The organism is Paraburkholderia sediminicola (genome assembly GCF_046026855.1).
Lineage (GTDB): Bacteria > Pseudomonadota > Gammaproteobacteria > Burkholderiales > Burkholderiaceae > Paraburkholderia > Paraburkholderia sediminicola_A.
The window spans coordinates 243779-257560 of the sequence record NZ_JAQQET010000006.1 but is presented as its reverse complement, the minus strand read 5'-3'; the positions used below and the strand labels follow the sequence as shown (position 1 = coordinate 257560).

The 13782-nt window shown below is 59.0% G+C and carries 15 protein-coding genes and 1 tRNA gene; 12 read left to right on the top strand and 4 right to left on the bottom strand.

Annotated elements, in window-relative coordinates; genetic code table 11:
- Positions 1-3: 3 nt before the first annotated feature.
- The 3 genes from PQR40_RS09335 to PQR40_RS09325 form a co-directional block, all read right to left on the bottom strand.
- Positions 4-462: an Lrp/AsnC family transcriptional regulator gene (locus PQR40_RS09335; RefSeq protein WP_012431468.1), complete on the bottom strand. Its 459-nt coding sequence runs from the start codon at positions 460-462 to the stop codon at positions 4-6.
- 90 nt (positions 463-552) lie between these two features.
- Positions 553-1182, bottom strand: coding sequence for a 3'-5' exonuclease family protein (locus PQR40_RS09330; protein ID WP_408240353.1), 630 nt, complete (start codon positions 1180-1182; stop codon positions 553-555).
- Positions 1179-1823 carry an MBL fold metallo-hydrolase gene (locus PQR40_RS09325; protein ID WP_408508840.1) on the bottom strand — a complete coding sequence of 215 codons (645 nt, stop codon included), beginning with the start codon at positions 1821-1823 and terminating at the stop codon, positions 1179-1181. Before PQR40_RS09325 ends, PQR40_RS09330 begins: the two co-directional genes overlap by 4 nt.
- A gap of 638 nt (positions 1824-2461) precedes the next feature.
- On the opposite strand from PQR40_RS09325, the gene PQR40_RS09320 reads away from it, so the two are divergent.
- Entirely contained in the window at positions 2462-3073 is a 612-nt protein-coding gene (locus PQR40_RS09320; RefSeq protein ID WP_408508839.1) for a septal ring lytic transglycosylase RlpA family protein, read from the top strand.
- Positions 3074-3198: 125 nt separating this feature from the next.
- Here the strand turns inward: PQR40_RS09320 and rsmI are convergent, their stop codons facing one another.
- The gene (gene rsmI, locus PQR40_RS09315) at positions 3199-4077 is read right to left on the bottom strand and encodes a 16S rRNA (cytidine(1402)-2'-O)-methyltransferase (protein ID WP_408240344.1); all 879 of its coding nucleotides are present in this window, start codon (positions 4075-4077) and stop codon (positions 3199-3201) included.
- 37 nt (positions 4078-4114) lie between these two features.
- On the opposite strand from rsmI, the gene PQR40_RS09310 reads away from it, so the two are divergent.
- The 11 genes from PQR40_RS09310 to PQR40_RS09260 all read left to right on the top strand — a co-directional run bounded on the left by PQR40_RS09310 (position 4115) and on the right by PQR40_RS09260 (position 13656).
- Positions 4115-4585 (top strand): YraN family protein, encoded by a 471-nt coding sequence (locus PQR40_RS09310; protein WP_408388232.1) that lies wholly within the window; start codon positions 4115-4117, stop codon positions 4583-4585.
- Between the two features lie 231 nt (positions 4586-4816).
- Positions 4817-5404 (top strand): phosphoheptose isomerase, encoded by a 588-nt coding sequence (locus PQR40_RS09305; RefSeq protein ID WP_408220384.1) that lies wholly within the window; start codon positions 4817-4819, stop codon positions 5402-5404.
- Positions 5405-5430: 26 nt separating this feature from the next.
- Positions 5431-6225: a BON domain-containing protein gene (locus tag PQR40_RS09300; RefSeq protein ID WP_408508838.1), complete on the top strand. Its 795-nt coding sequence runs from the start codon at positions 5431-5433 to the stop codon at positions 6223-6225.
- Complete coding sequence (locus tag PQR40_RS09295) at positions 6222-6572, top strand: c-type cytochrome (RefSeq protein WP_408388107.1); 351 nt, start codon at positions 6222-6224, stop codon at positions 6570-6572. The genes PQR40_RS09300 and PQR40_RS09295 overlap by 4 nt, the downstream gene beginning before the upstream one ends.
- Before the next feature lie 77 nt (positions 6573-6649).
- Positions 6650-6725 (top strand) — tRNA-Ala (locus PQR40_RS09290).
- 155 nt (positions 6726-6880) lie between these two features.
- On the top strand, positions 6881-7723 hold the full coding sequence (locus PQR40_RS09285) for a hypothetical protein (protein ID WP_408508837.1): 843 nt from the start codon (positions 6881-6883) through the stop codon (positions 7721-7723).
- A 154-nt stretch (positions 7724-7877) separates the two neighbouring features.
- Entirely contained in the window at positions 7878-8135 is a 258-nt protein-coding gene (locus PQR40_RS09280; RefSeq protein ID WP_250525209.1) for a hypothetical protein, read from the top strand.
- Positions 8092-9627, top strand: coding sequence for a DUF3987 domain-containing protein (locus tag PQR40_RS09275; RefSeq protein ID WP_408508836.1), 1536 nt, complete (start codon positions 8092-8094; stop codon positions 9625-9627). Before PQR40_RS09280 ends, PQR40_RS09275 begins: the two co-directional genes overlap by 44 nt.
- A gap of 192 nt (positions 9628-9819) precedes the next feature.
- Positions 9820-11070 carry a YagK/YfjJ domain-containing protein gene (locus tag PQR40_RS09270; RefSeq protein ID WP_408508835.1) on the top strand — a complete coding sequence of 417 codons (1251 nt, stop codon included), beginning with the start codon at positions 9820-9822 and terminating at the stop codon, positions 11068-11070.
- A 197-nt stretch (positions 11071-11267) separates the two neighbouring features.
- On the top strand, positions 11268-11630 hold the full coding sequence (locus PQR40_RS09265; RefSeq protein WP_408508833.1) for a hypothetical protein: 363 nt from the start codon (positions 11268-11270) through the stop codon (positions 11628-11630).
- Between the two features lie 466 nt (positions 11631-12096).
- A complete protein-coding gene (locus PQR40_RS09260) occupies positions 12097-13656 on the top strand; it encodes a caspase family protein (protein ID WP_408508832.1) in 1560 nt (519 codons plus the stop codon).
- Positions 13657-13782 lie beyond the last annotated feature (126 nt).

The window sequence follows — 13782 nt, the reverse complement described above, 5'->3', positions numbered from 1 at the left end:
GTCTCACAGCGGCAATTGCGTATCGAATTTGATTTCGCGCAGCACAACGCTCGTGCGCACCTGTGCGACGGCGGGAATCTTGAAGATGCGTTCGTGCAGAAAGCTGTCGTACGCCTTGATGTCAGGCGCGACGATCTTGAGGATGTAGTCGGATTCGCCGGTCGTGCTGTAGCACTCGGTGACCTCCGGGCAGGTGGCGATTTCCCGCTCGAACTGTTCGACCCCGCCCTCGGTGTGGCGCGTGAGATGGATATGCGCGAGGGCGCAGACGTGCAGGCCCAGCTTTTCGCGATCCAGCAATGCCGTGTAGCGCTGGATCACTCCCGATTGCTCCATATCCTTGATACGGCGCCAGCATGGGGTGCTCGACAGGCCGACCTGGTCGGAAATCTCTTGCACGGATCGGCGTGCGTCGAGCTGTAGCAGGCGCAGGATTTTTTGAGAGAAGGTATCGAGTGTCAACTGCGCCTCCGTTGGCGTCGCCGTATCAACGCATAGTAGAGGGCGCGAAAACGAAACGCAACGTAAAACGGCCTCGGCGAGGGAGATTACCTAATTTGCCGGTTTCTCAGCGGCGTTTTGCCCTGAGTCGTCCCCATCTTTATTGGCCGCCAGCGTGGCCGCCTGAACGGCGCGCAGATCCTTGAGCATGTTGCAGAAAAGCGCGCCCTGTTCGATCGCGTCGTCTAGCGCGACGTGCGTGTGCGGATGATCGTCGAACCAGTGCCTGGGGAAGCGTGGTTTGATGTTCTTGCGGTATGGCAGGCCGGTCAGTGCGAAGGCCAGTGTCTTGATGTCGAGCGCCGACCACGAAAACGGGCAGCGGCCGACAAACCGCATCATGTACCAGAACATATAGGTGAAGTCGAAACCGGCCGGCATTGCCACGAACACTGGCTTGCCCGGCAACGCCTCGACCCATTCTACGTAGGCCGTCAGCGCGGCCTGCGGATCCTGCAAATCCTTGCGGCAGGCTTCCCATGCTTCCGGCTGCGTTTTCCACCATGCCTCCTGCACCGGATGCGGCCTGGCGCCGTCGAGCAAGTCGAGATTCGCCGAGAAGGTGGCGATCAATTGCTTGTCTTCCGTGTACGCGGCGGAAGCGAAACTGAGCATCGAATGCGGACCGGGAATCGGGCCGTCCGCTTCGACATCGGTGCTCACGTAGATTTCGCTGCTCATGCCTGGACTCCGTCGGCTACATACGGATTGGTGCGGCGCTCGGCGCCGAATGTGGAGGTGGGACCGTGACCCGGAACGAAGGTGACGTCGTCGCCGAGCGGCCAGAGTTTTTCGCGGATCGCACGTACCAGGTCGGCGTGATTGCCGCGCGGAAAATCCGTGCGGCCGATTGAGCCCGCGAATAGCACGTCGCCGACCAGCGCGAGACGATGCGCGCGGCTGAAGAACACCACGTGGCCCGGTGTATGGCCGGGGCAGTGATAGACCTCGAGGATTTCGTTGCCGAATTGCACGGTTTCGCCGTCTTGCAGCCAACGGTCCGGCTCAAACGCCGCAGCAGCAGGAAAGCCGAAGCGCGTGCTTTGATCCGGCAGCTTGTCGAGCCAGAAGCTTTCGTCGGAATGCGGGCCTTCGATTGGTACGCCGTAATGCGTGGCGAGCGTCTTCGCGCCGGCACAGTGATCGATGTGACCATGCGTGAGGAATACTTTTTCGACTGTCACGTTCTGGCGCGCGATTTCACCCTGGATGACATCCAGGTCGCCGCCCGGATCGACAACGGCCGCGTGCCCGGTTGCCTCGCAAACGAGCAGCGAGCTATTCTGCTGGAACGGCGTGACGGGGATCAAGGTGACTTTCATGGATGACGGTGCCGCTGGAAAAACGTTGATTGTACCGGCGTCTCGCCGACGCTCGTCGAGGGCGCTGAGGCCCCGCTGCAGCGGGCTTTCGGCTGCTCATTTTTGCAGCAGGAGTGAAGATTCATCAAGGTTTTCAGTCAGTTGCCATCTCAAAATTTTCTTTTGGGTATAATGGCTTCCATGCACAAGGAATTGTGTATGCCACAAGGCGATGCGTCCCCATCAAAAATGGGCACGCGGATCGCCACTCAAGTATGGGCTGTCGCAGTTGTGGGCGGCCATCAGGTATCGATGCATTCGATGCACACGTCTTACCCAGCCAGGCGCCGCGCGCCTGCAACGGACTTAAATGCCGTGACGCTGGGTGGGGCCTACGCCGCTGTTCCTGCGCGCTGAGTTCCGCGCGCAAGAACGTGTTTGCCACGTTCGATGGCGGCATGTGGGGTCTGGTCAGGCTGCCGGGGACAGGTTGCGCCAGACGTGAAAATTAACCGTGCGGTAGCGGCTGGGTAGCCGCATCCGGGCTTTGACGTACTGCGCTTTTCTGCGCGGCGCGTTGTCGTCCATTGCCGCCGGAGTCGCAGGCAACACGCTCAACTTTTCGCGTGATGCGGCTCGACAATTTGATTGCATGTCTTATGAAAACTCGGTTATCCCGTAGTCTGGGGACTCTTTTTGCCTTTTTTGTGCTGGCCGGCTGTGCCACGCCTCCGGGCGCGAGCAGCACGTCCGAAAGCGGCGTGCCGCTGAGCACGAAGAGCGCTCAGGCAGGCTCGTTCGGCCCGCAATCCTTCGGTGGCGCGCCGGCCTCGGACGCAGCCGCCAAGGGCTCATCGCTGGCCGATGCCAGGCCGCTGACGGACGATGGTTCGGGTATTTCGGACTTTCATCAGACCGGCCGCGCTTCGTGGTACGGCCGTGGTTTCCATGGCCGCCGTACGGCCAATGGCGAACGTTTCGACATGCACGCGTTAACCGCGGCACACCGTACATTGCCGCTCGGCTCGTATGTGCGCGTGACCAATCCGGCCACTTCGCGCTCGGTCGTCGTACGCATCAACGATCGCGGCCCGTATGCACGCGGCCGGATCATCGACCTGTCGATGGCGGCGGCCTCCGCGCTCGACATGCGTCATGCCGGTACTGCGCGAGTACAGATCGAAGGTTTGACGCAGCAGGAAGCACGCGCTGCGCGTAATGAAATGCTGGCGTCGAATTCCGGTTCGAGCGCAGAGAACGCAGAGAAGTAATCTAGTGGCCACGGGCGCGCCGCAAGCGCGTTCGTGACGCCGGGTAGCGCAGCGGCATCTCATGCCGTGTTTGCCAAAAGACAAAGGGCCGCATCGCGCGGCCCTTTGTCTTTTCCCCGTCCGCTTTATTCCCCGTCTTTCTTCAGCGCCAAAGCGCGCGTGTAGAGCGCATTGCGTGATGCGCCTGTGATGGTCGCCGCGACTTTGGCCGCGCTGCTCACCGTCAACTCTTCCAGCAGGATGCCCAGCAACGCGTCGTGATCGTGTTCGCCTGCGGCTTCCGGTTGCGCGCCTTCCACCACGAGTACGAACTCACCGCGTTGCCGGTTCGGATCGGCGGCGAGCCACGTTGGCCCTTCGGCCAGGGTGCCGCGGTGCAGCGCTTCATGTAACTTCGTCAATTCCCGTGCGATCAGCAGCTTGCGCTCGCCGCCGAATGCGTCGGCCAACGCCTGCACTGTTTCGATGATCCGGTGCGGGGCTTCGTAGAACACCATCGCGTGCGGGTGGCTCGCCAGCAACTGCAGGGCCGCAGAGCGTGCTTTTGCCTTCGGCGGCAGAAAGCCGAGGAACGAGAACGTCGCGACCCAGTCTCCGGCTGCGCTCAATGCGGTGGCGAGCGCGCTTGCGCCGGGCAGCGGGATGACCGGGAAACCGGCTTCGCGCACGGCATCGACGAGTTTCGCGCCGGGATCCGAAATGCCGGGTGTGCCCGCATCGGACACGTAGGCCACGCGTTCGCCCGCTTGCAGATGTTCGATCAGGCGCAGCGCCGCGGCCCGCTCGTTGTGCTGATGAACCGCGACGAGCGGTTTTGAGATGCCGTAGCGCGCGAGCAATTGGCCCGTGTTGCGGGTGTCTTCGGCGGCGATGCGATCCACCAGTCCGAGCACATGCAACGCGCGCAGCGTGACGTCGGCGATGTTGCCGATCGGCGTGGCCACCACATACAGCGCGGCAGCAGGGTACTGCTGCCCTTGCGCGAGTTCGGAGAGAGGAGTCATGAGGCAGAAGACGCAGACAGACAGAACAAGGCCGCCATTGTGCCACGCAGCGGCACGCGAACCGGGCGGGGAGCAGGCGCGGCTCGTGGCGAACTCGGCACCGGGCAGTGCGCCGGTTAACGCCCACAACTTTTCGAGACCAACCGGGTCCAAACTCGTCGGTGCGGCTTTCGAGGCGCGTGCGATGGAGTTTTTGCAGCGCCAGCGTTTGCGTTTCGTCGCACGCAATGTGCTGTGCCGGGGCGGTGAGATCGATCTGGTGATGCGCGACCGTGACGGCGCGCTGGTGTTCGTCGAAGTGCGGGCGCGCGCGCAGCAGCATTACGGCGGCGCGGCAGCGAGCATTGGCTGGCAAAAGAAGCAGCGGATCGTGCGTGCCGCGCGGCATTACCTGGCAACCCGCAGCAGGCGTTCGCATGATGAGCCCGCGTGCCGTTTCGACGTGATTGCGTTCGAAGCGGGCCGGCTCGTGTGGCTGCGCGACGCGTTTCGCGCCGACGAAGTCTGACGTAGTGCGCGGAGAACAGGCATGAGTGCGATAAACTTGCGCTCGCGTACGGGCCTCATGGGCGACGCCGGCATACAGAAAGCAGCGAGGAAGTAGCGCATTTCGCGATGATTTTGCGCATACCCACTGTTGTGTTGCCGGCATGGTTCATCCGAGCGGTACGACTTCGCAATACGACTTCACAACACGGCCGCGCATTGCGATCCATTCGCGGTAGAAAAAAGAGACTCGATGTCAGTCGAACGCATTCAACAACACTTCCGCGACAGCGCGGCAGTCAAACTCGAAGCCCTCGAAACACTGTCGATGCCGATCGCCGCTGCGATCGACACGATGTTCGCAGCGCTTGCCAACGGCAGCCGCATTCTTGCGTGCGGCAATGGCGGCTCGGCGGCCGACTCGCAGCATTTCGCCGCCGAACTGATCGGCCGCTTTGAGCGTGAGCGCCCAGGATTGCCGGCGATCGCGCTGTCCACCGACACGTCGGTGCTCACCGCCATCGCCAACGACTACTCATTCGAGCAGATTTTTTCGAAGCAGGTGTGGGCCCTCGGCCAACCGGGCGATGTGTTGCTGGCTATCACCACGTCCGGTAATTCCGCCAATGTGCTGGCCGCGATCGAGGCCGCACACGAACGCGAGATGATCGTGGTCGCGCTGACCGGTAAGGGCGGCGGCCGTATGCAGGAAGTACTGGGCGATACCGATATCCACATTTGTGTGCCGTCCGATCGCACCGCGCGTATTCAGGAAGTGCATTTGCTGACCATCCATTGTCTGTGCGACGGCATTGATGCCATGTTGCTGGGCGAAGACTGAGATTGATTCTGAAGGAGAGCTAGTTGATGAGCGTATTCCGCGTCAAGAAGACACTGGTGAGAACCGTGCTGGTGGTCGGGTTCGCGGCGGGACTGTCCGCGACATTGCAGGGTTGCTTTCTGGCCGTTGCCGGCGCGGCGGGCGGCGGCGCGCTGATGGCGACCGACCGGCGCACGCTCGGCGCGCAGACCGAGGATCGCGAGTTGCAGGTGAAGGCACTGTCGCAGATCAGCCAGAACTTGCCCGACAGCGCGCACGTCAACGTGGCGGTGTTCAACCGCCGCGTGCTGCTGACCGGCGAAGTGGCGGGGGACGCGTCGAAGCAACGCGCGGAGACCATCGTGCGCGGCTTGAACAACGTCAACACGATCGTCAACGAACTGGCGATCATGCCGGCGAGCTCGTTCTCGTCGCGCACCAATGATACGTACCTGGAAACGCGCGTGAAGACCGCGCTGATCGCCGAGAAGAACATTTCGGCGAACAATTTCAAGGTCGTGGCCGAGCGCGGCTCGGTGTATCTGATGGGCCTTGTCACGATGGACGAAGGCAATCGCGGCGCCGACGTCGCGAGCCGCGTGCCAGGTGTGACCCAGGTCGTGAAGGTGTTCCAGTACATCCAGCCGCAGGAAGCGGCGGCGGCTGCCGCTGCAGCGGCGACCGCACCGATGGCCGCTTCGCAGCCGGACGCGAGCGCGCCGACCGTCGGTGCGATTCCCGATTCATCGGTGAGTTCGCGTCCGCTCGATCAGCAGGCGCCTGCGCCGGTCAGCAATTCGAATGCGGTGCATCCGGGTAATCCGGCCGCGACAACGCCATGAATCAGGGCGTCGCGTTCGTTGTCGCGACGTTGACGGTTAGCGCGCTGGCGGGTGCTTTTGCATCTTCAGCGCGTGCGGCCGACGCGCCGCGTGGTCAGCTCGTTGCCAACTCGAATGCCTGCATGGGATGTCACGCTGTGGACCGTAAACTGGTCGGCCCGTCGTTCCAGCAGATCGCTGCAAAGTACCAGGGCGATGCGCAAGCGCCGGCGAAATTGGCACGCAAGGTGAAGGAGGGCGGCTCCGGCGTGTGGGGCATGATTCCGATGCCGGCGCATCAATCGATGAGCGATGCTGACATTCGCACGGTGGTGGATTGGGTGCTGGCTGGGGCACCGTCGAAGTGATGTTTTGCCTCCGGGTTTAGCCGCCCTAAGGGGCTTGGCAAAACGGAAAATGCCTGTGCTAGAATTATTTGCACGTTGGGGGGGTAGCTCAGCTGGGAGAGCGTCGCGTTCGCAATGCGAAGGTCGGGAGTTCGATCCTCCTCCTCTCCACCAAGAATATCAAAGGGTTACAGGCGATTTGCCTGTAACCCTTTTGTGTTTTTGGCGCCCGTGTAACCGCTGTGTAACCGGATTCGGTCAGCGAAGATCCATCTGGATCACCGGGATACGGTAGGCTACGGCCTTTGCCACTACTGCAACTGCCCAGGATGAGCGCCGACGTTCAGAAAAAACGCAGTCTGTCAGCCCACAAACGAGTGAAGTTTCTTGAGCGGGTTGAATGGTACATAAATAAGCGCCCATACTGGACGCCAGCAGAAGGGGTTCTGTTGGTCACGGGCGTCATCCCACCTTCCGACAAATGCACGGAGATCCCCGGCGAGGGAAGCGATGTACGCCAGCTTGATGACCCCGATATGCCCGCGACCCTGCGTCAATTGCAGTTCGCGAGTCGATTGCTGGACGAATATCGCGATGATGCGCGCGGCGGGCTCATGCCTCTTGATGAGATCGTATCGGATGAATTCCTGAGGTGGTGCAATGCTACTGGCGAAGCCTCTTGGAATGTTCCCAAGCTGCTGGAGTTTATGCGGCATATTTACCCTCCCGGCTCTAACCAGCACCCTTTCGCGGTCTCCGTAGACGACGAGTTGGCTGCTTTAAGATTATTAGCCGCGGCAGTGGAGGAGCAAAAAGCTCAATCTGCTTCACAGGCAGAGGTCGCAGTGCAACCGGCGTCTATCCATGGTCGGCGTGTCTCTCTCTTGGGGAAAAAAAGACTACACGATCTGGATCATTTAATTGCGGCAGCCATTACGGCGGCGGCCTCTGATGCCACCAAGGAAGTATGGCTACAGCTCAAGGGAATGGCGCTGGATGAAGCCCCTCCATTCACTGGTCGCATCGAGCAGTACCAGACCAAGAAGGCGACCGTATCTGCCCTTATCTATAAAGCGAATACCGTACAGAAAGACGGAACCATGATGGGCCGTCTGACCGAAGATGCGCTTGGCGCCCGGTTGCGTAGGCTGCGCGAAAAGCAAAAGGGCTAAAACTCACGAAGGATTCCGTCGGTAGCCGTCGATAAGCGACGGTTACCGTCGCTCTGGTTCAGCATCTGTTTCTCGAATCGGATCATGGCGTTACGTTGATCGCGTTTGATCAACGTGGCGCACAGGCCCGCATTCCGGCCGATGAGGAACAGAGATGTCCAATACTCAAAATCGTTCAGTCGAACACACCGCGTATCCGTGGCAAACCAAGACGTTTGCCGCGCACAACCATATCGAAGAGCAAACCGCCCGCAAGCGCTACTGCCAGACGGGTAGCTACTTCGGTGTCGTGCCGCAGAAGCATGCGAATGGCCGTCTTCGCTGGCCTGCCGTGATCGTTACCAAGCGCGATGGTGTAGTGGCTGCCTATGACGCATTTGTCAACACCAGCAATAGCGAGGTGGCGCAATGATCGGCATTGCCACCGACAAAGTCTACATGGTAGTCCTCCTCGATGGACAGGGGGCCGCGTGATGTCCGGCAATTCTGTTCCGCTACATGCGCTATCGAGGAAGCAACGTGGTTTGGTCGAGGCTGTGGCTCGCACCGCTACGTTCGCTACGATGTTCGCAGGCGTTCTTGATACACATACCGCGAACGCTGTTGCTCCATGCGCCAAGGCCAAATGGAACGGTCGGCAAATCGGGCTTGCGGCCTACATTGGAATCGGCGGTGCCTCCGGTGTTGGAAAGTCTCCAGCAGCGGAGCCGGCCATGAATCACCGCCGCGCCCTCATTGCTGCGCACGATACGGAGACGCTCGCTGCATGGCAGGAACACAAAGGCCGCATGACGGCGTGGCACGCCGAGTATGCGGGCACCCAGAGGGCAATTGGCAAGCTAGCGAGCAAGGGGCTTCCCCCTAACGATGCTTTTGCCAGTCGGTTGGTCGAGCTTGAACAAAGTCGCCCTAAAGCCCCGCCGTCACCGCCTCGCACCCTTGAGCGGTTTACGTTTGTTGCCGTGAAAGAGCAGACAGATCAGAACCGCGCGTTTTTGATCGCACCGGATGAGGGGAGTGCCTTCTTGCCTGAGTTGGGGAAGGATCTGATCGGTTTGCTGTGCTCGAATTGGAGTGGCATCCCGATCAGTTTCTCGCGTCGCGGCACGGGCATAACGATGGTCGATCCGAAGATTACGATGGTCGTGCCAATTCAGCCAGACCGACTGTTAGCCTTTTTGCGCACACCTCAGGGAAGGCATGCACTCGAAATCGGCCTGTTTGCCCGTTTTCTCTGGTATTTCGCGGATCGATCAATAGTTGAGCCTGCACCTACGGACCTGCCTGATGTCCTCGCGCTTGCCGAAATGCAGGCGTTTCTCGGACGCTGTGAACACTACTTCCTCGAGCAGATACGTTTGCAACAAGTGGGCTGGGAGGGGCAAAAGATCCTGACGTTCTCGCCCCGAGCCGGCCGCGCACTTGAGAGCGCCGATCGTCGTATCGGAAGTATCCGGTTGGAGGGAGCGAGTTCGAGTGAGATGGCCAGCCTCAACAAGCTCCATGAGCAGATTATCCGCCACGCGGCGAGGCACCACGAGTTTGAGGGCGAAGAGGGCCCCATTACGGCGGAACGGGTCGAATGTGCGGAAGAAATTGCCCTGTGGAGCTATGAAAATTTCTCGCGGCTGATCAACTCGGAGGTACAAGCTCTCTCGAGGACCGATGAGGATGCAGATCGACTGCACGAGCTCCTATTCCGTGACCTGAGTGTGCGTGACAAGATCCCGGAGGATGTTCTGCGTGAGCGGGCTTTCAATATCGGCATGGCGACTCAAGGGCAGTTCAAGAAGGCATTGGCGAAGCTCTGCGCCCAAGAGGAAGTGTGCGCCAAGGACGGCATGGTTCATCTGAATCGACGCGACAGCGTAGGGCATCTTCTCGGGCGAGGAGGCGTGCGCTGACTCTCCTTCTGCTATGACGAAGTCGGCATGTTTGGGGATATCCTCAAACAGCCTGAAAACACAATGAAAGCAAGGAGTTTGTCGATGTATCGTCGGCGAGTCCTCTGCTTCATTGCGTCGGAATAATTCTGGTATATGAACAGGGTTAATAACTAACTCTACATATCTATAAAACAGTTAGGATAATTAAATATGAATGACTATCATCCCTATGATGAGGATGATGATCGACAGGATCATCATCCAGTAATCAATCGTTCAGATGAGTATGACGATGACATGAGGTCGACCATGGCGACTGTATCAGCAGTCGTCAATCAGGTGCGAAGTACAGATGGGCAGTCCTATCGGCTAAATGCAGCAGACCTGCATTCCCTGATCGACTTCATGGAGACGTTGCTCCGTGGTAGCTCGCTACCCTACAGGCACAGGAGAGATGGGAGCGTAGCCTTGTTGAAGATGGCAGACGACATCAAGAGACTGCCAGCGTATGCTCGCATTCATGACCCGTCTCTATCGTATTCACCAGATCTGGAGTTCTTTTTTGAATGGTACCGTCAGCACGAGATCAGCAACTACGCACATGTGGATTGGACGGATGAGGATGGTCATGGTGTCGACCCGCGGCATTCGGAGATGGCGATTGACTTCGTAGCGACGATGCTTGTAGAGACGCGGAGGGTCAAGCTCAAGAAGCGCATTAGCGATTGGAAAAGTAACGGCAAGCACAATCTCGCGTACCTTCGCCGTTACCTGGACAACCTGTTCGAGAGGTATGCAAGGCTGCTGTTCGTTGACATGGTGCTCGAATACCGCAAGACCGCATGTGCCGATGTTACCGAAGCGATAGAGCGTCGTGATGCCATGCAAGGTCGTGCTGAACGTGAACATGAAGCCTTCATGAACGGCACCGAGCACCACGAAGAGAACCCTCGATGGATCAGCCTCGTCGAGCTCAAAGTTGACTGGGAGCGTCTGTACGGGAACATGAAAGGCAAGCGCTCGATATTCAAGCACCTCGTCGGCCATGTGGGCCGCATTGAGTATTCACGAGACGGCGGGCATCACCTGCACATATGCTTCATATTTGATGGCTCGGAGGTGCATGACCATGTGGGGTATTCGCTCAAGATCGCGAAGTACTGGAAGGACGTTATTACGGAAGGACGTGGGTACGCGTTCAGCTGCAACCTGAAGGCTGCTCGAGGAGGGTATCGCAACGTTGGTGTTGGCATGATCGATCACTACGATACAGAGAAGCGCAAGCATCTGTGGACGGCGTTGAGCTATTTTGCGAAAGCTACGCAGCTGGTTCGCATCAAGCATGCAGGCAAGTTAAAGATGTTCCTGCACGGCAAGATTAAGGAGCTAACGGGACCAAAACGTGGTCGCCCCCGTACCCGAGGCGTTGAATCTGCACCGGGCGATTCTTCCAAGATTTGAAATAAATGCGCGAAAAAAATGACGCAGTCCGCGCGCGCCATCTCCCGAACAATCCGCAAGGTACGTGTGCACTTGGAGGATTGTTTGGGATACGCACCAGACGGGCAGAATTTTGCGAGTTTGTTACGGAAATCGCAATTTCGCAAGTTGAGCGAAAACGATTCGTATATCCAGTTTGAATGTAGATGGAAGTCCCTATGCAACCGAATATGAACCGAGCGTCCAGCGCAACAAAAGCCACTGCGCAATACGACCTGCAAGCTGATATCGAAGAGCTACGCAAGCTGCTGTCAGACCGCAAGGCAGACCCTCGAAAGCAGCGTTTTCGCAACATGTACGACACCATTCAGGAGTTGATTGCAGGAGGCGTATCGAATGCGGCGATCATCAAGAAGCTGAAAGACATAGGCTTGGGTGTCGCGCCGGTCACGTTCAAGAACTGGCTCGCCGAAATACAGAGAGAACGCGATAGCGAAGCAGCAGGTAAGCAGCAGGGAGACGGAGCATCGCGAGTCCGAGGGGCCATGCAACGTGCTGTAGCTGAACGCGTCGCGACTTGACGGAAAGCCTTGAGCGCTTTCGGTGAGATCGGTTTGGGGGTTGGAATCGGAAGCGAACTGTCCTCGCATGAAAGCCTCCTACATGGCTGGAAGCCCCGCTGGTCATAGGGTTCAGGGGGGGCGGCGCAGTCTATTGATGTAGGCTTGGCCAGCTAAAGCGGCGGATATGCCGAACGGCCTGATCCGCGGTTCCGCTCCAAAATCCCTCCTCAGAGGGAACTACACGGCAAGCGCTAATCCGGTACCGAGAGATTGCGGCGGGGGCAAGAAGCTGCTTGTTGTGTGGTTCTTCAACCGGAAGCGCAGAACCGTTATGATCAGACGTGCCGCAGGGGGCACGACCAGAAAGACATCGAAATCGAGAGAGACCACCACGCCGGAATTTGCCACAGCGTCCGGCCTCAGTTCCAACGCAGCGCGAATGCCAGGGTTTGCAGGCAATGTGCACGCACAGAGGAGAGAGAACTTGCCGAGAACATCGCCAGCGACCCATGTGGTACGGGCTCCGACCATCCCAACGCTTCCCGCAAAAGGTATGGTGCGGGCCTTGGTGGTCGGTATTGAGGAGTATCAATCCCGAGAGAAAGATACCCTGACTAAGGTGGACTATGCACGGGAAGATGCCAAGGCTTTTCTGGAAGCCCTTCAGGCAATCTACGGCGAGAGACTGGATTTCGAGCTGATCGTCGACAACAACGCCACGCAGTCAACAATTAAATACCGGTTGCTCAATTTCATCCAGTCTCTGGAAGCGGACGATTTGTTCGTCTTCTACTATGCGGGGCACGGGTTTCATGGGGAGGGCGGAAACCGGATCACGGCATGGGACACGCATCCTTTTCACATCGAGGAGACGACATTGTTGCTGCGGGAGGTACTACTCGACCCGCTTCAACGCTCTACGTGCCGGCGGGCTCTGGCCTTTGTGGATGCGTGTGCGTCGGGTTTCAAGCCGACGGTACAGTCGCGAACGGTGATTACTGATTTCAGCAAGGAGGAACTCCGAGAATATCTGGCCGCGACGGAGTACTTTGCGATGTATCTGTCGTGCTCGCCCGGCCAGAAGTCCTACCCGAGCGATCGATTACAGCACGGTATCTGGACTTATTTCCTGCTGCGCGCGCTCCGTGGCGAAGCAGAAGAGGCCATTGGCTCGGACCGTTATCTGACGGATCAGTCGCTGAAAGACTACCTGCGCACTGCGGTAAAGCAGTATCTGACCGGAGAGACGAGGCGTAGCGGCACGCAGACGCCGTGGGCGGTGATCAATGCGAGCGGCAGCTTTGCCATCCGCGAAGTTCCGGTGCGACGTGTTTTGGTTGACGACGCCGGCGATCTGAGCGGCGTGCGCATTACGCCACAGGAGGAGTTCTTCGAGAGCGCGGATGAGGGCGAGATCCGATCCCTGCCGGGGTTCGCCAAGCGTGTTCACTTTGTGCCGGAGACGCACAGCGTCGCTGCGGATGCCTTCGTCGGGCAGCGCCTTAAGGAGACGATTCAGGAAGAAATACAGGATCTGTACGAACTGGTGAAGGAGATTTTTGGGCTACGATCGAGAGAGGTTCCGCATGAGAGTGATGCGGGTTCCGGGAGCGTCGATACAGAGTTCTTTCGCTACACCGTCGATTCGCGGCAACACCCGAGAGATCCGTCGATGTACCGGATTGTCAGAAGACTCGAATTGCGGGACGCGGCCGATAGCGCCCGGATCGAGCAGATCGACGAAGTTTTCTCGGACAAGTTTGACAAGCTGGTCGTGAGAACTTCGCGCGACTTCGTCGATTTTGCCGAACTTATCGATAAGCTGGAGGAGCTGGAGGCAATCTATGGTGGCAAGGTCCACGACGACTCGGCAAGCGAGCGGGTGACGTATGCAGCGCCGGATGGGACCGTGATCGTCTTCTCCGTGGCGGTGGGACGAATTTCGATTTCGAAGCGTGGCGCCCGTTCGGTGCGAGCGTTGCTGGATACCGGGCGGCGATATCGGTTTGGACTTGATGGACCATCCACGCTGCTGCTCTCCTAGCATTGCCACCCAGAGCCGCTACCATGGGAGCTGCGCGGTGCAGCGCCGCTCCTCTCCATGCACCGCCGGCCAGACCCACTTCGTGGTTCACCGAGGTCGAGAAGGAAGCGATTGACGGACGGCAGG